At 68.3% G+C, this 20,688-nt stretch carries 21 protein-coding genes; 11 read left to right on the forward strand and 10 right to left on the reverse strand.

Annotated features, from left to right (window positions below; all coding sequences use genetic code 11):
* Positions 1-375 precede the first annotated feature (375 nt).
* From IC535_RS12110 to IC535_RS12125, 4 genes are all read left to right on the forward strand, one after another.
* On the forward strand, positions 376-2,610 hold the full coding sequence (locus IC535_RS12110; protein ID WP_228886580.1) for a TonB-dependent siderophore receptor: 2,235 nt from the start codon (positions 376-378) through the stop codon (positions 2,608-2,610).
* Between the two features lie 100 nt (positions 2,611-2,710).
* Positions 2,711-3,052, forward strand: a complete 342-nt coding sequence (locus IC535_RS12115; RefSeq protein WP_228886579.1) for a DUF3649 domain-containing protein — start codon at positions 2,711-2,713, stop codon at positions 3,050-3,052.
* A complete protein-coding gene (locus IC535_RS12120) occupies positions 3,049-4,692 on the forward strand; it encodes a PepSY-associated TM helix domain-containing protein (protein ID WP_228886578.1) in 1,644 nt (547 codons plus the stop codon). The genes IC535_RS12115 and IC535_RS12120 overlap by 4 nt, the downstream gene beginning before the upstream one ends.
* On the forward strand, positions 4,689-5,024 hold the full coding sequence (locus tag IC535_RS12125; RefSeq protein WP_228886577.1) for a DUF3325 domain-containing protein: 336 nt from the start codon (positions 4,689-4,691) through the stop codon (positions 5,022-5,024). Before IC535_RS12120 ends, IC535_RS12125 begins: the two co-directional genes overlap by 4 nt.
* Before the next feature lie 81 nt (positions 5,025-5,105).
* Here the strand turns inward: IC535_RS12125 and IC535_RS12130 are convergent, their stop codons facing one another.
* From IC535_RS12130 to IC535_RS12140, 3 genes are all read right to left on the reverse strand, one after another.
* Entirely contained in the window at positions 5,106-5,642 is a 537-nt protein-coding gene (locus tag IC535_RS12130) for a GNAT family N-acetyltransferase (RefSeq protein WP_228886576.1), read from the reverse strand.
* A 15-nt stretch (positions 5,643-5,657) separates the two neighbouring features.
* Positions 5,658-7,802 carry a bifunctional 23S rRNA (guanine(2069)-N(7))-methyltransferase RlmK/23S rRNA (guanine(2445)-N(2))-methyltransferase RlmL gene (gene rlmKL / locus IC535_RS12135; RefSeq protein WP_228886575.1) on the reverse strand — a complete coding sequence of 715 codons (2,145 nt, stop codon included), beginning with the start codon at positions 7,800-7,802 and terminating at the stop codon, positions 5,658-5,660.
* Positions 7,803-8,010: 208 nt separating this feature from the next.
* Positions 8,011-8,538, reverse strand: a complete 528-nt coding sequence (locus tag IC535_RS12140) for a hypothetical protein (RefSeq protein ID WP_228886574.1) — start codon at positions 8,536-8,538, stop codon at positions 8,011-8,013.
* Between the two features lie 57 nt (positions 8,539-8,595).
* Between IC535_RS12140 and IC535_RS12145 the strand changes: the two genes are divergently transcribed.
* Positions 8,596-9,165, forward strand: a complete 570-nt coding sequence (locus IC535_RS12145) for an N-acetylmuramoyl-L-alanine amidase (RefSeq protein ID WP_228886573.1) — start codon at positions 8,596-8,598, stop codon at positions 9,163-9,165.
* Between the two features lie 134 nt (positions 9,166-9,299).
* On the opposite strand, the gene IC535_RS12150 is transcribed toward IC535_RS12145, so the two are convergent.
* The 3 genes from IC535_RS12150 to IC535_RS12160 form a co-directional block, all read right to left on the reverse strand.
* Positions 9,300-10,205 (reverse strand): sulfurtransferase, encoded by a 906-nt coding sequence (locus IC535_RS12150; protein WP_228886572.1) that lies wholly within the window; start codon positions 10,203-10,205, stop codon positions 9,300-9,302.
* The gene (locus tag IC535_RS12155) at positions 10,202-11,014 is read right to left on the reverse strand and encodes a CoA pyrophosphatase (RefSeq protein WP_429000385.1); all 813 of its coding nucleotides are present in this window, start codon (positions 11,012-11,014) and stop codon (positions 10,202-10,204) included. The genes IC535_RS12150 and IC535_RS12155 overlap by 4 nt, the downstream gene beginning before the upstream one ends.
* A gap of 211 nt (positions 11,015-11,225) precedes the next feature.
* The gene (locus tag IC535_RS12160; RefSeq protein WP_228886571.1) at positions 11,226-11,927 is read right to left on the reverse strand and encodes an FKBP-type peptidyl-prolyl cis-trans isomerase N-terminal domain-containing protein; all 702 of its coding nucleotides are present in this window, start codon (positions 11,925-11,927) and stop codon (positions 11,226-11,228) included.
* Between the two features lie 198 nt (positions 11,928-12,125).
* Here IC535_RS12160 and IC535_RS12165 point away from each other — a divergent pair, with 198 nt between their 5' ends.
* From IC535_RS12165 to IC535_RS12180, 4 genes are all read left to right on the forward strand, one after another.
* Positions 12,126-12,893: an enoyl-CoA hydratase/isomerase family protein gene (locus IC535_RS12165; RefSeq protein ID WP_429000389.1), complete on the forward strand. Its 768-nt coding sequence runs from the start codon at positions 12,126-12,128 to the stop codon at positions 12,891-12,893.
* Positions 12,894-12,896: 3 nt separating this feature from the next.
* A complete protein-coding gene (locus IC535_RS12170; RefSeq protein ID WP_228886569.1) occupies positions 12,897-13,262 on the forward strand; it encodes a hypothetical protein in 366 nt (121 codons plus the stop codon).
* On the forward strand, positions 13,259-13,948 hold the full coding sequence (nth, locus tag IC535_RS12175) for an endonuclease III (RefSeq protein ID WP_228886568.1): 690 nt from the start codon (positions 13,259-13,261) through the stop codon (positions 13,946-13,948). Before IC535_RS12170 ends, nth begins: the two co-directional genes overlap by 4 nt.
* A gap of 182 nt (positions 13,949-14,130) precedes the next feature.
* Entirely contained in the window at positions 14,131-15,342 is a 1,212-nt protein-coding gene (locus IC535_RS12180) for an OprO/OprP family phosphate-selective porin (protein ID WP_228886567.1), read from the forward strand.
* 75 nt (positions 15,343-15,417) lie between these two features.
* Here the strand turns inward: IC535_RS12180 and IC535_RS12185 are convergent, their stop codons facing one another.
* Genes IC535_RS12185 through IC535_RS12200 form a run of 4 tightly spaced genes read right to left on the reverse strand, consistent with a single transcriptional unit; the run spans position 15,418 to position 18,245 of the window.
* Positions 15,418-16,296 carry a DMT family transporter gene (locus IC535_RS12185; RefSeq protein ID WP_228886566.1) on the reverse strand — a complete coding sequence of 293 codons (879 nt, stop codon included), beginning with the start codon at positions 16,294-16,296 and terminating at the stop codon, positions 15,418-15,420.
* Positions 16,286-16,942, reverse strand: a complete 657-nt coding sequence (locus tag IC535_RS12190) for a hypothetical protein (RefSeq protein WP_228886565.1) — start codon at positions 16,940-16,942, stop codon at positions 16,286-16,288. The genes IC535_RS12185 and IC535_RS12190 overlap by 11 nt, the downstream gene beginning before the upstream one ends.
* A gap of 19 nt (positions 16,943-16,961) precedes the next feature.
* Positions 16,962-18,086 (reverse strand): HesA/MoeB/ThiF family protein, encoded by a 1,125-nt coding sequence (locus tag IC535_RS12195; RefSeq protein ID WP_228886564.1) that lies wholly within the window; start codon positions 18,084-18,086, stop codon positions 16,962-16,964.
* A gap of 60 nt (positions 18,087-18,146) precedes the next feature.
* Complete coding sequence (locus tag IC535_RS12200) at positions 18,147-18,245, reverse strand: pantocin A family RiPP (protein ID WP_228886563.1); 99 nt, start codon at positions 18,243-18,245, stop codon at positions 18,147-18,149.
* Between the two features lie 297 nt (positions 18,246-18,542).
* Here IC535_RS12200 and IC535_RS12205 point away from each other — a divergent pair, with 297 nt between their 5' ends.
* Positions 18,543-19,325: a hypothetical protein gene (locus IC535_RS12205; RefSeq protein ID WP_228886562.1), complete on the forward strand. Its 783-nt coding sequence runs from the start codon at positions 18,543-18,545 to the stop codon at positions 19,323-19,325.
* A gap of 204 nt (positions 19,326-19,529) precedes the next feature.
* Positions 19,530-20,549, forward strand: a complete 1,020-nt coding sequence (gene pstS, locus IC535_RS12210; RefSeq protein ID WP_228886561.1) for a phosphate ABC transporter substrate-binding protein PstS — start codon at positions 19,530-19,532, stop codon at positions 20,547-20,549.
* Positions 20,550-20,688 lie beyond the last annotated feature (139 nt).

The raw sequence follows: 20,688 nt of genomic DNA on the forward strand, positions 1-20,688 counted from the left end.
TGTGTCCCGGCAGTGACACCGGCGCGCAGCGCCGATGACATGCGCGCCGGCGCAGGCCGGCATCGCTTCGGCCTGGCACTGGCCATCACCGGCGCGCTTGAATAACGAAATGATAATGACTATCATTCACGCATTGGGTGCACGCCCAGCCCGCCGCCGTCCGGACATCGTCCGCGCACGTCCCCGGCACGCCCCGCGTGCATTCCCTGGTACCCCACTCCCGTGCCTGCGTGCCGCCGACGGCGGCAACGCCGTGCGCAGGAACCATCCCATCGGCGTGCAGGCCCAGCCTGCCCGCCCCTGCAGTGATGTGGCGCCGCGCGCTGCGCGCGCAATGGATTGCATGAAGCCGCTTGTCCACCTGGAAACCCTGCCATGACCACCACCACCGTGTCTCCCGTTGTCCGCCCTTCGCTGCTCGCCATCGCCCTGCTCGCCGCTATCGCCGGCCATGCACCGCTGGCGCGGGCCGATGCAGGGCCGGGCGATGCGACCACGCTGGACACGGTCAAGGTCACCGCCGACGGCGACATCCCCACCTCCTACACCGTCAAGCAGGCGCGGACCGCGACCCGGCTGGACCTGTCGCTGCGGCATACCCCGCAATCGGTCACCGTGATCACCCGCCAGCGGCTGGACGACATGGGCCTGTATGCGCTGTCGGACGTGATGGGCCAGGTCACCGGCGTGCATGTGGCCGTCACCGACAGCGAGCGCATCAACTATGTGTCGCGCGGCTACAACATCACCAATTTCCAGGTCGATGGGATGCTCAATACCTTCGGCGGCTACGTCAAGACCAACACCGACAGCGTGATCTACGACCGCATCGAGGTGGTGCGCGGCGCCACCGGCCTGACCACCGGCGCCGGCGATCCGTCGGGCACCATCAACTTCGTGCGCAAGCGCCCGACCGCCGACGTGGCCATGAGCGCCAACCTGATGCTCGGCCGCTGGGGCAACCAGCGCCTGGAAGTGGACATGGGCGGCCCGATCGCGCTGGACGGCCGCGTACGCGCCCGCGTGGTTGCCGCCAAGCAGCAGAGCGATTCCTTCCGCGATGTATACCGGCTGGACAAGGACGTGTTCTACGCCATCGTGCAGGCCGACCTGACCGACAGCACCCTGCTCGAAGCCGGCTATGAATACCAGTCGCCACGCACCACCGGGGTCACCTGGGGCGTGCTGCCGTACTGGGGCGCGGACGGCCAGCCGGCCAACCTGCCGCGCTCGACCAATCTGTCGGCCAGCTGGAGCAGCTGGCCGATCGTGGAAAAAACCGCCTTCGCCCGCCTGGAACAGCAGTTGGGCAACGGCTGGGCGATCAAGGGCAGCTACACCCGCTCCAAGCGCGATACCGAAGGCAGCGTCTGGTACGGGGCCTCCGGCTACCCGCGCGCGGACGGCAGCGGAGTGAAAGCCTTCCTCGGTGCCTTTGCCGAGCGCGGCGACATGCAGGTATTCGATGTCAACGCCGGCGGACCGTTCCGCCTGTTCGGGCGCGAACACGAACTGGTGGTCGGGCTTGGCCAATCGGTACGCAAGGGCGAAGTACCCGCTCTGTCCGACATCGTCTATGGCCCCGGTTACGACCAGGTGCCCGACTGGCACCACTGGAGCGGCGATGTCGCCCCGCTGGGCGTCACCCGCTACAACTGGCTGCAATCGCGCGACGAGCTCAAGCAGCGCGCCGCCTACGTGGCCGCGCGCCTGCAGCTGGCCGATCCGCTGCTGGCGGTGCTCGGTGCGCGCTACGGCAGCTGGGAAACCCGCAGCTGGAACTACGACCACGACGCCAACGGCACCCTGCTGCGCACCACCCGCGGCGGCTACAAGCCCGACGACTCGCTCACCCCCTATGTCGGCCTGGTCTACGACTTCGGCGGCAACTTCAGCGCCTATGCCAGCTATACCGACATCTTCCAGCCGCAGAACTACCGCGACCGCAGCAACAACTACCTCGAACCGGTGGTCGGGGACATGTGGGAAGCCGGGGTCAAGGGCGAATTCTTCGGCGGCCGCCTGAACACCTCCGCGGCGCTGTTCAAGGGCCTGAAGGACAACGTGGCCGAAGTCGACGATTCGGTCCCGGAAGGCTCGCTGCCCGACGGCAGCACCGCCTACCGTTCCACCGGCAAGGGCAACAAGGTCAAGGGTTGGGAACTGGAAGCGCAGGGCAGCATCACCGCGAACTGGAACCTGTCGGCCGGCTACGCCCACACCACCATCCGCAACCAGCTCGGCGTGCGCCAGAACACCACTACCCCGGTGGACACTTTCCGGCTCAACACCGGCTGGCGCCCCGGTGGTACCTGGAACCGACTGTCGCTGGGCGGCGGGGTGACCTGGCAGAGCGGCATCTGGCGGATGAGCAACCGCCCGGCGGCCGACTTCGCCAGCAGCGGCAAGACCTACAAGTCGCCGATCACGCAAGACGCGTTGTTGCTGGTCAACGCCTTCGCCGGCTACCAGTTCAGCGACAACTTCTCGGCCCAGCTCAACATCAACAACCTGCTCGACAAGAAGTACTACAGCAACGTCGGCTTCTATGACGGCGTGTACTGGGGTGAACCGCGCAATGTGCGGCTGAGCCTGCGCTGGAAGCTGTAACCGCTCTCCAAGGGAACCGCAGCCCCACGCTGCGACACGGCCAGGGACGGCCACCTTTCCCCGCAGCAACGGCCTTGGCCGGGGCTGCCCATTGTTGGACATGACATTGCAGGTTTCCGTGGACAGCACGCCTTCTGCCAGCTGGTACAACCGCATCGCCCCCTGGTTCGCCCGGCCATGGCTGGGTGTGTTGTCGCGCACGCTGGCGGCCATCTTCGGCGGCTACGCGCTGGCCGCGACCTGCGCGATGTTCTTCGCCGCCGCCCTGCCGATCGCACGCGGCCAGGCGGTACTGACCGGCATGCTGGTGGCCATCGTGCTGTGCGCGTGCGCAGCGCTGTGGGCCTTTGCCACCCGCACCGCGCTGCGCGCGTGGGTAGGCATCCTGATTCCCACCGCGCTGTTCTGGGTGGGTACCGAAATGCTGAGGGCTGGCGCATGAAGAACGGATTCCGCCAGTCGATGGCCTGGCTGCACACCTGGACCGGCCTGCTGGTCGGCTGGCTGCTGCTGTTGATCTTCATGGCCGGCACCGCCAGCTACTACCGCGAGGAAATCAGCCGCTGGATGCGCCCGGAACTGCCGCGCAGCACGGTCAGCAGCGATGTCGCCGCCGAGCGCGCGCTGGGCTTCCTGCAGCACAAGGCGCCGCAGGCCGAAAGCTGGAATGTCAGCCTGCCCGACCCGCGCACCCCGGCGATGCGGATGTTCTGGCGCAATCCCGAATCGATGGTCAAGCCACCGGCCGAAGGCGAGCGCCGGCGGCGCGGCGGCGGCCGCTTCGGCGATGCCACCGTGGACCCGGGCACCGGCCAGGAAGTGGCCGCGCGCGAAACCCGCGGCGGCGACTTCTTCTACCGGCTGCATTTCGACCTGCACTACCTCCCGGTGCTGTGGGCGCGTTACCTGGTCGGCTTCTGCGCGATGTTCATGCTGGTGGCGATCATCACCGGGGTGATCACCCACAAGAAGATCTTCAAGGACTTCTTCACCTTCCGCCGCGACAAGGGCCTGCGTTCGTGGCTGGATTTCCACAACGTCAGCGCGGTGATGGCCCTGCCCTACCACGCGATGATCACCTATACCGGCATCGTCACGCTGATGTTCATGTACCTGCCATGGGGCGTGGGCGTGGCCTACCCCAAGGATGAGGAGGCGTTCTTCAGCGAGGCATTCGCGCGCCTGGCCGAAATCCAGACGCCCGCCGAAGGCCACGCGGTGGCGCTGCCGATCCAGCAGTTGCTCGATGGCGCGCGCCGCCATTGGAAGGGCGCCGACGTCGCCGGCTTCACCCTGTACCACCCCGGCGCGGCCAACGCGGTGATCGACATCCAGCAGCGCGACGGCAAGCGCCTGTCGGTGGATACCCCGTCGCTGCGCTACAACGCGGTGACCGGTGCGCTGATCCAGGCCAGCCCGGCCTCCGGCGGCGCCACCCAGACCCGCGGAGTGATGTACGGCCTGCACCTGGCCCGCTTCGCCGACTGGGGCCTGCGTGCGCTGTTCTTCCTGTCCGGGCTGGTCGGCTGCCTGATGGTGGCCAGCGGCGTGGTGCTGTGGGCGGTCAAGGAACGCCCCAAGCACGCCAAGTCCGGCCGGATCGGCTTCGGCCTGCGCCTGGTCGATGCGCTCAACATCGGCGCGGTGGCCGGCCTGCCGATCGCGTTTGCCGCCTACTTCCTCGGCAACCGGCTGCTGCCGCTGCAGCTGGCCGAACGCGCCGACGCCGAAATCAACGTGTTCTTCTATGCCTGGGGCGCGGCGCTGCTGGCCGCCTTCGTCTGGCCCAAGCGGCTGATGTGGGCTTGGCAGCTGTACCTGGGCGCGGCGCTGTTCGCGCTGATCCCGCTGGTCAATGCGCTGACTACCCAGGCGCACCTGGGCGTGACCCTGCGCAACGGCGACTGGGTGCTGGCCGGCTTCGACCTGGTGATGCTCGCCTTCGGCGCGATGCTGGCCTATTGCGGCCTGCGCATGCAGCGCTGGCAGCCGGCGCTGAGCCCGGCGGAAAAGAAGAAGCGGCAGGTCGCCGCGGCGGCAGCCAAGGTGCAGGAAGGCGCGAACGTGGAGGCCAAGGCATGATGCTGCTGGCCCTTGCCGTGAGCTTCTCGGCCTTTACCGCGCTGTCGCTGGCCATGGACAGGCACCAGCTGGAGCTGTACGGCAGGACCCCGGCCAGCCCGGCAAGGATGCGGCGATGGCGCTGGCTGGGCTGGGCGCTGCTGACCCTGTCGTTTGTGCTGTGCGTGTGGGACCACGGCTGGGCCGCCGGGCCGGTGCTGTGGCTGGGTGCGTTGACGGTCAGCGGCATCCTGATCGCGTTCGGCCTGTACCCGTTCCGGCCCCGCTGGATCGCTCCCTTGGCGTGGGCCTTGCCGGTGATCGGACTGGCGGTGGCGCTGCTCGGACGTTGAAGGAGCTTGCCGCGCGGGCAGGTCGCAGGCAGGGACCGCGGTGGCCCAGCCACGCATGGCGTGGCTCTGCCGGGGCAGCGGTCAGGGAACCAGGGAGAACATGTGCGCCGGCGCGGGACGGTCGTCGATGACCAGGCGATTGCGGGCCACGCCCTCGCGCAGCGCGCCGGACTTCACCGCCACCCGCTCGCTGGCCAGGTTGCCCACCGCCACCACGATCTCCACCCGCTGCAGGCGCAGCGGCCCGAACGCCTGGCCGGCAAGTGCGTGCACGACCCGGGTGGCGACGCCCTGGCCCTGTCGCGACTGCCGCACCCAGTAGCCCAGGTTGCAGAACCGGTGGTCGTGCCGGATCTCGTTCAGCCCGGCCCCGCCCACGAACGCACCCGTGTCCTGTTCGAACACGCCGTACTCGTACGCCGTATCGCCGGCCCGACCGGTGCGGCACGCCTGGAACCACTGCAGTGCCTGCTCGACGCCGTAGTCGTCCGAGCACCACGGCATCCAACGCCGCATGCCCGCGGCCGACTCGCGCACGGCCGCGGCGAACGGGTCCGCATCGGCGTCCACGAAAGGACGCAGCAGCAGCCCGTCGGCGTGGATGAGGCTATCGTCCATGCTGGCTCCCGGCGGTCAGGCGCCGTAGCGGCGCAGTTCCCAGGCGCGGTGAATGCGCGGGTTGCGCTCGAAGTCCTCGCCGATGGTCTCGGCGGAAATCTCCTTGCACTGCGCAAACTCCTTGATCGCCTCTTCGTCCAGCTTGAAGCGGCGGAAGTTGTTGGAGAAGTACAGCACGCCTTCCGGGCTCAAGCGCCCGACCGCCGCACGCAGCAGGCGCACGTGTTCGCGCTGCACGTCGAAGTCTTCGGCGCGCGCAGAATTGGAGAAGGTCGGCGGATCGCAGAAGATCACATCGAAGCGGTGCCGCTCGGCCTCCAGCCAGGCCAGCGCATCGGCCTGGATCAACTGGTGGGCGCTGCCGCCCTTGCCGTTCAGGGCCAGGTTGTCGGCGCACCACTGCAGGTAGGTACCGGACAGGTCCACGCTGGTGGTGGAGGCCGCACCGGCCACCGCCGCCTGCACCGTGGCCACGCCGGTATAGCAGAACAGGTTGAGGAAGCGCTTGCCGACCGCTTCCTGGGCCATGTGCCAGCGCAGCGGGCGATGGTCCAGGAACAGGCCGGTGTCGAGGTAGTCGAACAGGTTCACCCGCAGCAGCGCATCGTTCTCGCGCACCAGCACGAACTCGCCACGCTGCTCGAAGCGGCCGTACTTGCTGCCGCCCTTGCCACGCTCGCGCGACTTCAGCGCGACCTGCTCGGCCGGCACCTGGAACACCTCGCGTGCGGCCGACAGCAGCTCGTTGCGGCGGCGGCGCACGTCCACGTCCGGGATGGTCGCCGGGGCGGCGTACTCCTGCACGTGCAGGAAGGTGCGCCTGGCACCGCCATCTTCCTCGTATACATCGATCGCCGCGGCGTACTCGGGCAGATCGGCGTCGTAGACGCGGTAGCAGGTGATCGCTTCGCGCGCGCGCCAGTTCTTGAACTTCTTGATGTTCTTGCGCAGGCGGTTGGCCACCATCTGCGCGCCTTCGCTGAGCTCGCGCGGCTGGCCGGCATTGTCACGCTGCGGCACCGCGATCGGGTCGCAGACGATCAGCGCGCACTCGATCGCGCCGTTGAACAGCTGGTATTTCTTGCCGGCCCGCAGGCCGGTGGCGAAGGCCAGTTCGGCATTGCCACACAGCAGGCTGGCGCGCCACTGCGGCACCGCGCGCTTGAGCGCATCGCCGAGCCGGCGGTACAGCACCGCATCGGCGGCCAGGCGCTCGTCGTAGGGGGGATTGCACACCACGCAGCCGGTTTCCTGCGGCGGCACCTGCAGGTCGGCCACGTCGCGCACGCCGAACCAGATCGCCTGCGAGACGCCGGCGGTTTCCGCGTTTTCCTTGGCCGCGCGGATCGCATGCGGGTCGACGTCGCTGCCGTGGATGACCTGCTTGAGCGCGGCACGGCCGGCGGTTTCGCGGATGCGCGCCTGCTCCATCAGGCTGTTCCAGGCATCGCGGTCGAAGCCCAGCCAGCGGCTCGGCGGAATGCTGCCGTGGCGCTGCAGGCCCGGGGCGACATCGGCGGCCATCAGCGCGCCTTCGATCAGCAGCGTGCCGCTGCCGCACATCGGGTCGAGCAGGCCACCGCCCTCGCGGTGGATCTTCGGCCAGTTGGCACGCAGCAGCACGGCGGCGGCCAGGTTTTCCTTCAGCGGCGCCTCGTTCTGCGCCATGCGCCAGCCGCGGCGATGCATCGGGCCGCCGCCCAGGTCGATGGAGATGGTGGCCCGGCCCTTGCGCAGCGACAGGTTGATGCGCACATCCGGGAACTCGGTGTTCACCGATGGCCGCTCCAGGCCCTGCGAACGCAGGCTGTCGACCACGCCGTCCTTGACCCGCTGCGCGGCAAAGCGCGCGTGGGTGATTTCGGTACCGGACACATGCGCATCCACCGACAGGGTCAGCTCGGGGCTGATGTGCTTTTCCCACGCCATCGCCGCGACGCCCTGGTACAGCGAGCCTTCGTCGGGGCAGTCGAACTCGGTCAGCGGCCACAGCACCCGGCTGGCCAGGCGCGACCACAGCACCACCTGCAGCGCCTGCGGCAGCTCGCCCTCGGCATTCACCCCAGAAATGGTGGCGGTGGCCTTGTCCAGGCCAAGCGCCAACAGTTCGTCGGCAAGCAGGTACTCCAGGCCCTTGGCGCAGGAAACAAAGAATTTCACGGAATCGGTATCGCAGGTCAGCGGAGAAAGGGTGCCCTCGGGCACGACAGGCAACCCGGCGCAGGGCCGGGAGGGCCATTGTACGTGACGTGGGTTGGGCCCATGGGCTGCGGCTGTACCGGCCAACCGCCGGTGCGACCTGCGCCTCGGCGGTAGGTACCGACCGTTGGTCGGTACGGCCGTGACCAGGGCCGTTGGTCGCCCTCCCTTACAGCGACAGCAGCAGTTCCTCGAACGCCCTGGCCGAGGCCTCCACGTGGTTGTTCAGTCGGTGCCCGTCATCCACCATCAAAAGCCTGGCCGAGCGGGCCTGGGCCCAGGCGATGACCTGGGCGGCCGGGATCAGTTCGTCGTGCCAGGCGTGGACCACGCTGATCGGTACCTTGGCCGCATCCAGTGCCGGCATCGGGCCCATCGTGGTCGGCGGTACCATCAGGAACAGTCCGCCGGTGGGCACCTGCAACGAGGCGATCGCCGAGATGTAGGCGCCCAGGCTGGACCCGGCCAGCACCACCGGGCCCTGCGCCGCGGCAGCGCCGGCACGACCGAGCAGGCGCTGCAGGCGGGCGCGCACGTCGCCCACGCTGCTCACCTGGCGCATCGCGTCCAGGTCGGTGTAATCGGGGCGTTCATGGGTCCAGCCCAGGCGCTGGGCGACCTCGGCCAGCGCGGTCACCTTGGTGGCGTCCGGGCCGCTTTCGAAACCATGGGAAAGAATGCAGTGGCCGCGGCTCATGCCCGCACCACGCCGGAATCAATATGAGCGTTCATGCCGGAATGCTAGCATCGCCCCATGCCCGGCCGCGCCCCGCCCCCGATCGATCTGCAGCCCCTGCCCTATGCCGGGCAGCTGGAGCAGCGCGCCGCCGCGGCCATCGACCTGGCCGTGATCCACTGCACCGAACTGCCGGACCTGGCGATGGCCCGCCAGTACGGCGAACGCGTGCTGTACCCCAGCGGCAGCGGCAACAGCGGGCATTACTACATCGACCGCGACGGCCGCATCGTCCAGTACGTCGGCGTGGAGCGCATCGCCCACCATGTCAGCGGCTACAACCCGCGCTCGGTCGGCATCGAACTGGTCAACACCGGCCGCTACCCGCACTGGCTGGATTCGCGCCACCAGGCCATGGACGAGCCCTACCCGGATGCGCAGATCGCCGCGCTGATCGACCTGCTGCAGCACCTGTGCGAACAGCTGCCGGGGCTGGTGCATATTGCCGGCCATGAGTGGCTGGACACCCGCCAGGAAGTGGCCAGCGACGATCCGGAACGGCGCGTGCCGCGCAAGCGCGACCCCGGCCCGCTGTTCCCCTGGCCGCGGGTGCTGGCGGCGGTGCCGCTGCGGGAATGGCGCGGTTGATCCGGCCGTACCGGCCGACGGTGGGTATCTATCCAGAGCTGTACCGACCAACGGTCGGTACCTACCCGGTGCCGTAGGACCAACGGTCGGTACCTACTCGGCGCCGTGGGATCAACGGTTGGCACCTACCGCGACTATGGGCCGGTGGCGACCGGACGCGAGGAATCGCTGACCCAGCCGCTCCACGAATCGGCATAGATCCGCGCGCCGGACAGACCGGCCACTTCCAGCGCCAACAGCAGGTGGCAGGCGGTCACGCCCGAACCGCACATCAGCACCACCTGCTCGGGGGCATGGGTGCCGAGCAGCGGCTGCAGCGCCGCGCGCAGGTCCGCGGCCGGGCGCAGCCGCCCGTCATGCACGTTCAACGCGAACGGCCGGTTGACCGCCCCGGGCACGTGCCCGGCAACCGGATCCAGCGGCTCCACTTCACCACGGAAACGTTCGCCGGCGCGGGCGTCGAGCAACCAGCCCGGCGCGTGCTTGAGGCGGGCTTCGACCTCCCCGGCCGAGGCGATCTGGCGCGGATCGAAGCGGCCCGGGTAAGGCGGCAGCGCCGTCACCTGTGGCAGCGCGGTGGTCAGCGGCAGGCCGGCGGCCTGCCATGCCGCCAGCCCGCCATCGAGCACTGCCACGCGGGCATGCCCGATCAGGCGCAGCAGCCACCACAGGCGCGCCGCGGCCATGCTGCCGTCGGCGGCGTCGTAGACCACCACCTGGGTGTCCGGGCCGATTCCCCACTGGCCCAGCCGCGCAGCGAACACATCGCTGTCCGGCAGCGGGTGGCGGCCCTGGCCGAGCTTGCCCATGTCGGCGAGGTCGCCGTTGAGGTCGGCATGCAGCGCGCCGGGAATGTGGCCCTGCGCGTAGGCGCCTGCGCCCGATTGCGGATCGGCCAGCGAAAACCGCGCATCGACCACCCTCAACGCGGTGCTTGCAGTGGCGCGGGCATCGAGCACGCTTGCATCGCCCTGCGCCAGCAGGGCGGCCAGGGCGGGCACCTCGATCAGAGTGGTCCAGGAGGAGGAAGCGGTGGTCATGGGGTCTGCTCCAGGCGGCGTCGCAGGTTGTAGAGGATGGCGGCGGTGGCGCCCCAGATGCGTTGTCCGGGCCAGCCGTATTCCAGCACGTGGCGGACGCGGCCGCGGTGTTCGATCTCGATCTGGTGCAGGTTGCCCGGGTCCATCAGGTAGGCCAGCGGCACTTCGAAGACTTCGGCCACCTCCTCCGGCTGCGGCACCGGCACAAAACGCGGATCGATCACCGCCACCACCGGCATCACCCGATAGCCGGTGATGGTCACGAACGGATCCAGGTAGCCCAGCACCTGCACCTGGCTGGCCGGCAGCGCGATTTCCTCCTCGCTTTCGCGCAACGCCGCGGCCACCGCATCGCGGTCGTCCGGCTCGGTGCGCCCGCCGGGAAAACCGACCTGGCCGCCATGCTGGCGCAGGGTTTCGGTACGCCGGGTCAGGATCACCTGGGCGCCGTCGGCACGCGGCACGATCCCGGCCAGTACCGCCGCCTCTACCGGTGGGCCGGGCGGCAGCAGGTCGATCAGTTCACTGCGGTTCCAGCCATCGCCGGCCGGCGGCGCGTCCAGCGGGTGCAGCGCGCGCAGCAGGCGCTCGTGTTCGGCCAGCGAACCGCGCAGCGACTGCCGCAACTGCTCGCGCAGCGGCAGGGTCTGCTGGATGAAGTGATGCTGTTGGTGTCGGCTCATGCTCGGCCAGCAGGCGATTTCATCCACGCTGCGCAGGCAGCCCCCGCAGTATCCGGCGCGGTCCAGCGCGCAGATGCCGATGCAGGGAGTGGGGATGGCATGGGTGGAATGTTCCGTGGAATTCACCGCACAACAGTAGCGCGATTGGCCCGGGTTTGTGCAGGATCCTGTCCGGCGACGCGATGTCCTGGCGTGGCTTGGGGCTGCCGGTTTCGTTTTGTCCGAGCGTGGCTCGGACCTACCGCTTTCGTTTGTCCGGGCGTGGCCCGGATTACCGGTTGCGCCAAACAAAAACGCGCCGGTAGAAACTACCGGCGCGTCGTTGCAATCTGGTTTATTACTTGACGCTGATCAGCTTGATTTCAAACTGGACCGCAACGTTCGGCGGGAACGGCGTGCGCGGGTCGGCGCCATAAGCCTGTTCCGGCGGCAGCGTCACTTCCCACTTCGAACCGGCCGGCATCTGCAGGAGCACTTCGCGCATGGCCTTCATTTCGACTTCGCTGACCTTGATCGACGGGATCTGCTGCGCCGGGCGGGCTTCGGCCGGACGGGTGCCGTACGGGTACGGGCCGGCCACTTCCAGCTGCACGGTGCTGGCCTGGGTCGGCTTGGCGCCCTTGCCCGCTTCGACCACGCGGTACTGCACGCCGCTCGGCAGCGCCTGCACGCCGGCCTTGGCCTTGTTGGCGGCCAGGAACTGGGTGCTCTTGGTCTTGTTCTCGGCGGCGGCCTTGTCGTATTCGGCCTTGGCGGCCTGCGCACGACCCTGCTCGCGCTTCTGGAAGGCTTCGACGGCCGGCTTCAACTGGTCAGCCGTGATTGCCGGCTGCTTCTTGGCGTAGGCATCCTGCAGGCCCTTGACCACCGAGTTGATGTCCAGCTGCTCGCCGCGTGCGGTGAGCTCAGCCAGGTTGTTGCCGTAGTCGTAACCGAAGTAATAGCTCAGCTTGCCCTTTTCGGACGAGGTGTCCTGGGCGAAGGCATTGCCCGTCAGGGCCAGGGCCGCGACGGCGACCGCGATAGAACGCAACTTCATCAAACATTTCTCCAGGGGTGGTAACTCAGGACGCGTTGGGCCGCCCTGAGGCGACGGGTTAGGATAGCCGCCGCAACGTGGATCCGCCACTAACGACGCAGGCTATGACCTGACTTCGTTTCAAGAGTTCAACATCACTTTTTTTTAACCTTATTCAGGAGCCCCGCCGTGGCCGACGCCCCCCTCGCCCCCGCTCCGATCCTGATCGGGGATGACGCTGCCATCCGCACCGTCACCGTAAACCGCCCCGACAAGCTCAACGCGCTCGACCGGGCCACCCTGGAAGCCCTGGATGCGGCCTTTGCCGAGGCCGCGGCCGACCCGCAGGTACGCGTGGTGGTGCTGACCGGCGCCGGCCCGAAGGCCTTCGTGGCCGGCGCCGATATTGCCGAAATGAACGGATTGAGCGCGGTTCAGGGACGTGATTTCTCGCTGCTCGGCCAGACATTGATGCGCCGCATCGAACGCATGCCCAAGCCGGTGATCGCCCGGATCAACGGATTTGCGCTGGGCGGCGGGCTGGAGCTGGCCATGGCCTGCCACCTGCGCATTGCCGCCGACAGCGCCAGGGTCGGCCAGCCGGAGGTCAATCTGGGCCTGATCCCCGGTTTCGGCGGCAGCCAGCGGCTGCTGCGCCTGTGCGGCCGCGCCGCCGCGCTGGAACTGTGCCTGCTGGGCACCCCGATCAGCGCCCAGCGCGCCCTGCAGTTGGGCATCGTCAATGAGGTGGTCGGCGCCGACGCGCTGGATGCACGCGTGGCCGACCTGGCCGCGCAGCTGGCCCGCGCCGCGCCGCTGGCCCTGCGCGGCATTCTCGATGCGATCCATATCGGCGGGGAATGCGCGCTGGGCGAGGGCCTGGAATATGAAAGCGCGCAGTTCGGCCTGATGTTCGCCACCGAGGACATGCGCGAAGGCACCGCCGCCTTCCTGGCACGGCGTCCGCCGGTCTTCCAGAACCGCTGAACCATGCCCGATACCCACACCGCCCTGCCGGCACGGCTGTTGCTGCTGGTCCTGGACGACGACCTGGACGCCGCCCTGGCGGCCGGGCTGATGGACTACGTGCCCGGCCCCGGCGATGCCGCCCTGCTGCCGGGCCACCCGGAACTGCCGGCCCGGCTGTTGCAGGCCCAGCAGCAGTTGCAGCGCGCCTGGGCGGCGCGCGCGCGCCACCAGCAGCGCGCGCAGCGGCTTGCCCGCCGCGCCGCCGAGCGTGACGCGCGCCGTGCCCCGCCCGCCCCCACCCCCGAACTGAAACCGACCTTGCCACCCGCGGCCGCGGCGATCCTCGCCCGCGCCCGGGCCAAGGCTGCAGGAAAGCCGCCCCGATGAGCACCGCTGCAAAGAACGCCACCCCCAGGCCCGCCCCGCGCAGCGCGCGCATGCCCAAGGCCGACGTGGTCGAGATGTTCACCCGCCTGCGCGAACTCAACCCGCACCCGAAGACCGAACTGGAATACAGCTCGCCGTTCGAACTGCTGGTGGCGGTCACCCTGTCCGCGCAGGCCACCGACGTGGGGGTCAACAAGGCCACGCGCAAGCTGTTCCCGGTGGCCAACACCCCGCAGGCGATCCTGGCCCTGGGCGAGGAAGGCCTGAAGAAATACATCGCCACCATCGGCCTGTACAACGCCAAGGCCAAGAACGTGATCGCCGCCTGCGCCATGCTGGTGCAGCTCCACGGCGGCCAGGTCCCGCGCGATCGTGCCGCCCTCGAAGCCCTGCCCGGGGTCGGCCGCAAGACCGCCAACGTAGTGCTCAACACCGCCTTCGGCGAGCCGGTGATGGCGGTGGACACCCACATCTTCCGCGTCGCCAACCGCACCGGGCTGGCACCGGGCAAGGACGTACGGGCGGTGGAGGACCTGCTGGTCAAGGTCATCCCCGCGCAGTTCCTGCTCGATGCCCACCACTGGCTGATCCTGCACGGCCGTTATGTGTGCAAGGCGCGCAAGCCGGACTGCCCGCAATGCGTGATCCGCGACCTGTGCCGGTACAAGCAGAAGACCGCCGCCTGAATCGCGGCGGCGACTGCCATCTGCACGCAACCGGGCGGTCATCTGCGACAGGCATCAATGGCACCCCCTGACGGCCCTAGGGGTGGCCGGGGCGACGGTTTGTCCGAAACTGTCATATTTACGCAATCTTCACTACTTAGCCTGCGCAGCAACTTCCCACCTGCCTGCAAGGCTGACTCTCCATGAAACTGCATCGCCAACTTCTCACTGCGGCCGTGGCGGCTGCGCTGTTCGTTCCGGCCGCTCACGCAGAAGTGGCCATCGATGTGATCGGCGGTTCGGAGATCACCTTCGAAGGCCTGGTCCAGGCCGACGGCAACTGGTTCGACAACGACCTGACCGACCTCAACGGTGGCGATGCCGCCAACGGCAAGAACAGCGAATTCGAACTGCGCCGCGCCGAGCTGGTGCTCAAGGGCAAGGGCCCGGGCAACATCGAGTGGGTGGTCGGCTACGACGCCAAGGCCGACAAGTTCCTGGACACCAACCTGAAGTACAAGCTGGCCGGCAACGCCAACCACTTCGTGCAGTTCGGCCAGTTCAAGCAGCCCAACAGCCTGGAAGAACTGTCCAGCACCAAGAACAACGACTTCATCTCCAAGGCCACGGTCACCAATACCTATGCCGTGGCCCGCCGCCTCGGCGCGGCCTACAGCATCGGCGATGCGAACTGGTCGGTCACCGCCAGCGCCTTCGGCCGCGAGCTGACCCGCAACCTGGCCCACGGCAGCGGCTACGGCGCGCGCGGTACCTGGGCGCCGATCAACGACAAGGGCCAGGTGCTGCATTTCGGCCTGAGCTATGTCGACTACGACACCGATGCGGACACCCTGCGCGTGCGCGCCCGTCCCAACGCCGACCTGGCCACCGCGCGCCTGGTCGACAGCGGCAACCTGGTCGACACCGACCGGGTCAGCACGATCGGCGCCGAAGCGATGTACATCGGCGGCCCGTTCAAGGCCCAGGCCGAGTACTACACCAGCAAGGCCAAGCGTTACACCCGCGACAACTACACCAGCGACGGCTACTACGTCAGCGGCCTGTGGAACATCACCGGCGAAACCTGGGGCTACAAGGGCGGCACCCCGACCACCGGCCTGCCGGACGAGCCGGGCCGCGGCATGTGGCAGCTGGGCGCGCGTTACGACCACATGGACCTCAACGACGGCAACGTCAACGCCAACCCGGTTGCCGGTCGCCCGCCGATCGTCGATGGCGTGCTCGGCGGCAAGATGGACATCTGGACGGTGGGCGTGAACTACTACTGGCGCTCCAACACCAAGTTCGCCCTGAACTACGTGATGGTGGACAGCAAGAAGTACAGCTCCAGCGCGCGCACCTTCGTCAACGACGACCCGAACATCCTCGAAGCGCGCCTGCAGTTCTTCTGGTAAGCGGCGGTTCCAGGCACGTATCGCCTGGGGCGCACAGCAAAGGCACGGCTTCGGCCGTGCCTTTGCGTTTCTTCCTCACCCCGCCGCCCGGCGCCGTGCCAGCCCCTGCAGCAGCAGGCTCAGGCTGACCAGCGCGATCCCCAGCCACTGCCGCAGCCCCAATGCCTCGGCATAGAACAGCGCGGCGAACGCACTGCCCAGCACCGGCACCAGCACGGTGAACCAGGACGCGCGCAGCGCGCCCAGCCCGGCAATGGCGAAGTACCACAGCCAGAACACCAGCGCGCCGTTGAACAGGCCCGCGTACAACACCCCCACCACGTCGGCCACACGCGGCATCGGCAGCGCATGCCCCGATGGCAGCAGCTCGATCAGCAGCAGCGGCACGCTGGTCACGAAGGCGATCAGCATCTGCAGCGTCACCGCCGTGAACGGCTGGCAGTGCGCGCCGACCTGGCCCGACCACCAGGTGCCCAGCGCCCACAGCAGCGCATTGGCCAGCACCAGCAACGCGCCGGCCCCGACCAGCGCATCGCCGGCATAGACCGCCACCCCGGCCAGCGCCGCCAGCGGTGCGGCCACGCCCAATGGCGACCACTGCCGCGTCTGCAGCGCGACGATCACGCTGGTGAACGCCGGCATCGTATACATCATGGTCAGCACGCTGGACGCCGGAAACCAGGCCAGTGCCAGCATGTTCACCGACGACACCACGGTGCCGTTGACCGCCACCGCCAGCAGCAGCCGGCGCCGCGGCCGCGGCTCCATCCGCCGCGCATCGGCGATGCTGCGCCGTACCCAGGGCAGCAGCGGCAGCAGCCCCACCGCCATCGCGCAGAACCGGAACACCCACGGCCCCAGGTGCACGATCGCGTCCTTGGCCAGCGAGAAGCTGGTGCTCCAGATCAGCACCACCGCCAGCGCCGCGGCGATGCTGCGGCGGTCACTGACCATCGGCCTCTCCGGTGGCGTAGCGGGCGATCGCCGCCAGCCGCGGCACTGTCGGCCGCGCGGTCACCATCGACACACAATGCGGAACCTGGCGGGCACTGGTATCAAACAGCAGGGCCTGGAAGCGGGTTGGCACCAGGCAGGCTCGTACCGCGGTGCGGTCATCATCAAGCACCAGTGTCAGCCCACCATGGTTGGGGTCCCAGCGTCGGGTCAAATTGACCGCCAGGCCGAAGCTCTGGCCCGGGTCGCAGTGCGTGGACAGGAAGTTGCCCTGGTCGAACCGGCTCACATAGAACTGGCTGACCGCCAGTGGCACCCGACCGGTCACCGTGGCCAACAGCTCCAGCACCGCTGTGGAACCCAGCAACACCCGCAGCGCGGCAAATGCGGGCACCCGGCGGTTGGCAGGGCTGTCCTGCAGCCGGCGGAACGAGAAGGCGAACCGGCCGGCCGCATAGTCCTGTTCGGCAAGAGCATGCGCACGCGATGCCTGCTCGATCCCGCCGGCAGGCAGATCGGCCTCGCCGCAGCGGTGCTTGATAATGAATGACCATGCGCGCTCATCGATGGCCTCGATGCCGTCGGCCAGCCTCGCCAGGCCCGGCACGAACATCGACAAGTCGAAGCACACATAGCCCTGCGCCACGAAAGCCGCATGCAGCGTGTCAGGAACGTGCAAACACCACCTCCTCCCGGAACTGGTAGGTCTGTAGCGAAAAATGCAGGCGCGTGCCGACCAGGTTGCAGCGGTCGTAACCGGTCAGCAGGTTGACCGCCTGGTCGGCCGCCAACCCAGCCATCACCCCCAGCGATGGTGCGCTCTGCCATGCATTGACGGTGCGGTTGCCATCGCAGAAGGCGTTGCGCAGCCGCGCTTCCTGGAAGGCGCGCAGCAGCGGTTCGGCGCTGTAGAAACGCTGCTGCGCCGGCACCCGAAGCTGCTCGAAGTCCGGGTGGCTGCCGTCGTATGGATAGATCGGGCCGACCGCGATGTCCAGCGGATCACCACCCAGCTCCATCACCGCAATGCCGCGCTCGGCGGCCAGCCGGTGCAGCACCCGCTCCACCGTGCACTGACGGTAGTAGCCCAGGCTGGCCCAGGCCAGCACCACCAGATCGACCTGTTCCAGCAACCCGGCCAACTGCTGCGGATCGGCCTCGGCGAACGCGGCCACGCCCTCCACCCGCACATTCGGGTTGTGCGCGCGCAGGCTGTCGGTGGCGGCGGCCACCTTGCTGCGGCCTACGTCGGCGGCGGTATACAGAATCTGTCGATTCAGGTTGGAGGTCTCCACCGTGTCGCCGTCCACGATCCGCAGCGTGCCCACCCCGCAACGGGCCAGCTGCAGGCAGCACCAGGTGCCCCATCCGCCCATGCCGAGCACCAGCACCCGCGCCTGCTTGAGCCGCTCCTGGTAGATCACCGCATTGGCCACCCGCTGCTGGTCGACCAGGGCGAACTGCAGGATCTGCCGGTCGTAGCGCTCCAGTTCCTCGGCACCGAGCACGGCCGACACCCAGGCGTTCTCCTCCACCAGCCCGAACCCCACCAGCGCATCGATGAAAACGGTCACCTCCTCGGCGGCAACCCCCAGCCCCTGCGCCGCCACTTCCTTGAGGATGCGCGGCACGGTGTGCTGACCATCCAGCAGCCCCAGCACCACCGCCACCCACGGCGGTGGCTGCGGAATGATCTTGGATCTGCCGGGAATCTCCCCTATGCACAGGTCTCCCTCGTCGGAGACCAGCACGTGATGCGAACGCTTCAGCAGCGGCTTGATCAACCCCATGCGCCCCTCCCTGCACTTCAGAGGGGAGGCAGGGCCAATGGCCCTGCCTCCCTGCCATGGTCAGGCAAGCGCGATGCGCTCACCGGCCCGGTACATCGCATCCTCCTCGCTGATCGCTGAGATGCGCTCACGCAGATCGACAAATACGATCGTGGACATGGTCAACTCCTCGTTGGGTTACGCGCCGGTATCGACGCGCCAGCGACGTTGCGCACGGATCGGGGCCAATGCAAGGAACCCGATCAAAAAAACGCCGCGGATATCCCGATTCGTGAAGGTGTTCGCACGATGGCGGCAGGTACGCGCGGCACCTGGATGCAGCGCAGCACGGACTGACCGGCATGCTGTATATGGCGCTGATTATCGATCGCCAACAATGGATTCACGGCCACGATCAGCACGCAGCCCGGCTATCTGCACCGGTTATTCTGTACGGCCCCGATCCGGAACGATGCAATGCGCGCTGCGCTGTTGAACCTGCTGCTGCCGGCCTTGTGCGCGCTGGCCCCGCTGGCGCACGCGCAGGCCTGCGCCGGGCCCATCGCCGCGCTGGCCGAACGCGCCTATGCGCAGCGGCCCGGCACGGCCCTGCCCGACCGCGCCGGCTGGGTGCGTGAGCCGCTGGAAGGCGCCTGCCGGGTCTGGCCGGCACGCCCGGAGCTGACCCTGCTGGCGATTCCGGTGTGGCGCCAGGGCGCCGAGCCGGACCTGCGCGACGGCGACCTGGAGGTGATGGTGCTGGATACCGCCAGCGCGCGCCCGCAGGCCTGGCTGCGGGTGCCCCACGCGCTGGACAGCGATGCGATCCGGGCCACCGGGCTGCAGCTGGATACGGCCGCCTATCAGCTCGATGCCGCCACCCGCGCCTTCGGCGTGCGGGTGGATCGCAGTGGTTCATCCATGCCCAACCCTTTCGGCGAAACCAGCCTGCGCCTGTTCGTGTACCAGCCCGGTGCGCTGCGCGCGGTATCCGCGCCGCTGGTGGTGGAGCGGATGAACGGGGAATGGGATACGCGCTGCGCCGGGGACTTCGTCCAGATCGAACGCAGCGTGGCGATCGGGCCGGCACGGGCCGGCGGCTATGCCGATCTGGTGGTGCGGCAGCGCGGCACCCAGCGCAGCAGTCGCGACGTGGACGGCCAATGCGAGGAGACCACCACGCCCACGGCCACGGTCCGCTACGTGCTGCGCCATGACGGCCGCCGCTATCCGGTGCCGGCGGCACTGGCGCCGTTGTAACGCCGGGCAGCGCAATCCAGGCGCGGCGGGTCACCGGGGCGTGGCGAGGCGCCCTTCCAATGCGGGTTTGATTGTTACCAAAGCGCGGCCAGTCCACCCTGTCACGTATGCGTCACATGACAGACGTCGCACTGTCATCGAACCGTTATGGAATGAGCGCCGGGCGGGAAACCCCGCACCGTCATCCATCCCAGGAGCCACCCCGTGATCCACGCCTTCAAGTCGCGCGCCGCCGTTGCCGTCCTCGCCGCGTCGTCCGTGTTCGCCGCCAATGCCGCCGATGTGACCGGCGCGGGCGCCTCGTTCATCTACCCGGTCATGTCCAAGTGGTCGGCCGACTACAGCACCGCGACCGGCAAGAAGGTCAACTACCAGTCCATCGGTTCCGGTGGCGGCATCGCCCAGATCAAGGCGGCCACCGTCGACTTCGGCTCCTCCGATGCGCCGCTCAAGCCCGAAGAACTGGCGGCCGCCGGCCTGGCCCAGTTCCCGTCGGTGATTGGCGGCGTGGTCCCGGTGATCAACGTGGCCGGCATCGCGCCGGGCGCGCTGAAGCTGGATGGCCCGACCCTGGCCAACATCTTCCTGGGCAAGATCAAGACCTGGAACGACCCGGCGATCGCCGCGCTGAACCCGGGCGTCAAGCTGCCCGACGGCAAGATCACCGTCGTGCACCGCTCCGATGGTTCGGGCACCACCTTCAACTTCGTCAACTACCTGTCCAAGGTCAACCCGGAGTGGAAGAGCAAGGTCGGCGAAGGCACCTCGGTGCAGTGGCCGGTCGGCATCGGTGGCAAGGGCAATGAAGGCGTTGCCGCCTACGTGAAGCAGATCAAGGGCGGCATCGGCTACGTCGAACTGTCCTACGCGCTGCAGAACAAGATGTCCTACGCCGCGATGAAGAACGCCGCGGGCAAGATCGTGCTGCCCAGCGACACCTCCTTCGCCGCCGCCGCGGCCAGCGCCGACTGGGCCAGCGCCAAGGACTTCTACCTGGTCATGACCAACGCCCCGGGCGCCGAAGCCTGGCCGATCACCGCCACCAACTTCATCCTGGTCCGCAAGCAGCCCAAGAACGTGGCCAACGCCAAGGCCACCCAGGAGTTCTTCCGCTGGGTCTACAAGAGCGGCGATGCCCAGGCCAAGCAGCTGGACTACGTGCCGCTGCCGGACACCCTGGTCAAGCAGATCGAAACCTACTGGACCCAGAACCTGAAATATTGATCGGCCGTCACCACCAACGGTGGTGACCTACCGGCAACGGCGGCGTCACCACAACGGTGGTGGCCCACCGGCAACGGCGTCACGACCATCGTAGTGACCCAGCGGTAGGTACCGACCGTTGGTCGGTACCGGCAACAGG

The organism is Stenotrophomonas rhizophila (assembly GCF_020857975.1).
Taxonomy (GTDB): Bacteria; Pseudomonadota; Gammaproteobacteria; order Xanthomonadales; family Xanthomonadaceae; genus Stenotrophomonas; species Stenotrophomonas rhizophila_C.

Bases quoted from the DNA above. Each gene is read 5' to 3' on its own strand.
- IC535_RS12110 (WP_228886580.1), top strand. From the start codon at position 376: ATGACCACCACCACCGTGTCTCCCGTTGTCCGCCCTTCGCTGCTCGCC.
- IC535_RS12195 (WP_228886564.1), bottom strand. From the start codon at position 18,086: ATGGGGTTGATCAAGCCGCTGCTGAAGCGTTCGCATCACGTGCTGGTC.
- IC535_RS12115 (WP_228886579.1), top strand. From the start codon at position 2,711: ATGACATTGCAGGTTTCCGTGGACAGCACGCCTTCTGCCAGCTGGTAC.
- IC535_RS12185 (WP_228886566.1), bottom strand. From the start codon at position 16,296: ATGGTCAGTGACCGCCGCAGCATCGCCGCGGCGCTGGCGGTGGTGCTG.
- IC535_RS12180 (WP_228886567.1), top strand. From the start codon at position 14,131: ATGAAACTGCATCGCCAACTTCTCACTGCGGCCGTGGCGGCTGCGCTG.
- IC535_RS12150 (WP_228886572.1), bottom strand. From the start codon at position 10,205: ATGACCACCGCTTCCTCCTCCTGGACCACTCTGATCGAGGTGCCCGCC.
- IC535_RS12170 (WP_228886569.1), top strand. From the start codon at position 12,897: ATGCCCGATACCCACACCGCCCTGCCGGCACGGCTGTTGCTGCTGGTC.
- IC535_RS12120 (WP_228886578.1), top strand. From the start codon at position 3,049: ATGAAGAACGGATTCCGCCAGTCGATGGCCTGGCTGCACACCTGGACC.
- IC535_RS12130 (WP_228886576.1), bottom strand. From the start codon at position 5,642: ATGGACGATAGCCTCATCCACGCCGACGGGCTGCTGCTGCGTCCTTTC.
- IC535_RS12160 (WP_228886571.1), bottom strand. From the start codon at position 11,927: ATGAAGTTGCGTTCTATCGCGGTCGCCGTCGCGGCCCTGGCCCTGACG.
- nth (WP_228886568.1), top strand. From the start codon at position 13,259: ATGAGCACCGCTGCAAAGAACGCCACCCCCAGGCCCGCCCCGCGCAGC.
- IC535_RS12200 (WP_228886563.1), bottom strand. From the start codon at position 18,245: ATGTCCACGATCGTATTTGTCGATCTGCGTGAGCGCATCTCAGCGATC.
- IC535_RS12145 (WP_228886573.1), top strand. From the start codon at position 8,596: ATGCCCGGCCGCGCCCCGCCCCCGATCGATCTGCAGCCCCTGCCCTAT.
- IC535_RS12140 (WP_228886574.1), bottom strand. From the start codon at position 8,538: ATGAGCCGCGGCCACTGCATTCTTTCCCATGGTTTCGAAAGCGGCCCG.
- IC535_RS12125 (WP_228886577.1), top strand. From the start codon at position 4,689: ATGATGCTGCTGGCCCTTGCCGTGAGCTTCTCGGCCTTTACCGCGCTG.
- IC535_RS12205 (WP_228886562.1), top strand. From the start codon at position 18,543: ATGCGCGCTGCGCTGTTGAACCTGCTGCTGCCGGCCTTGTGCGCGCTG.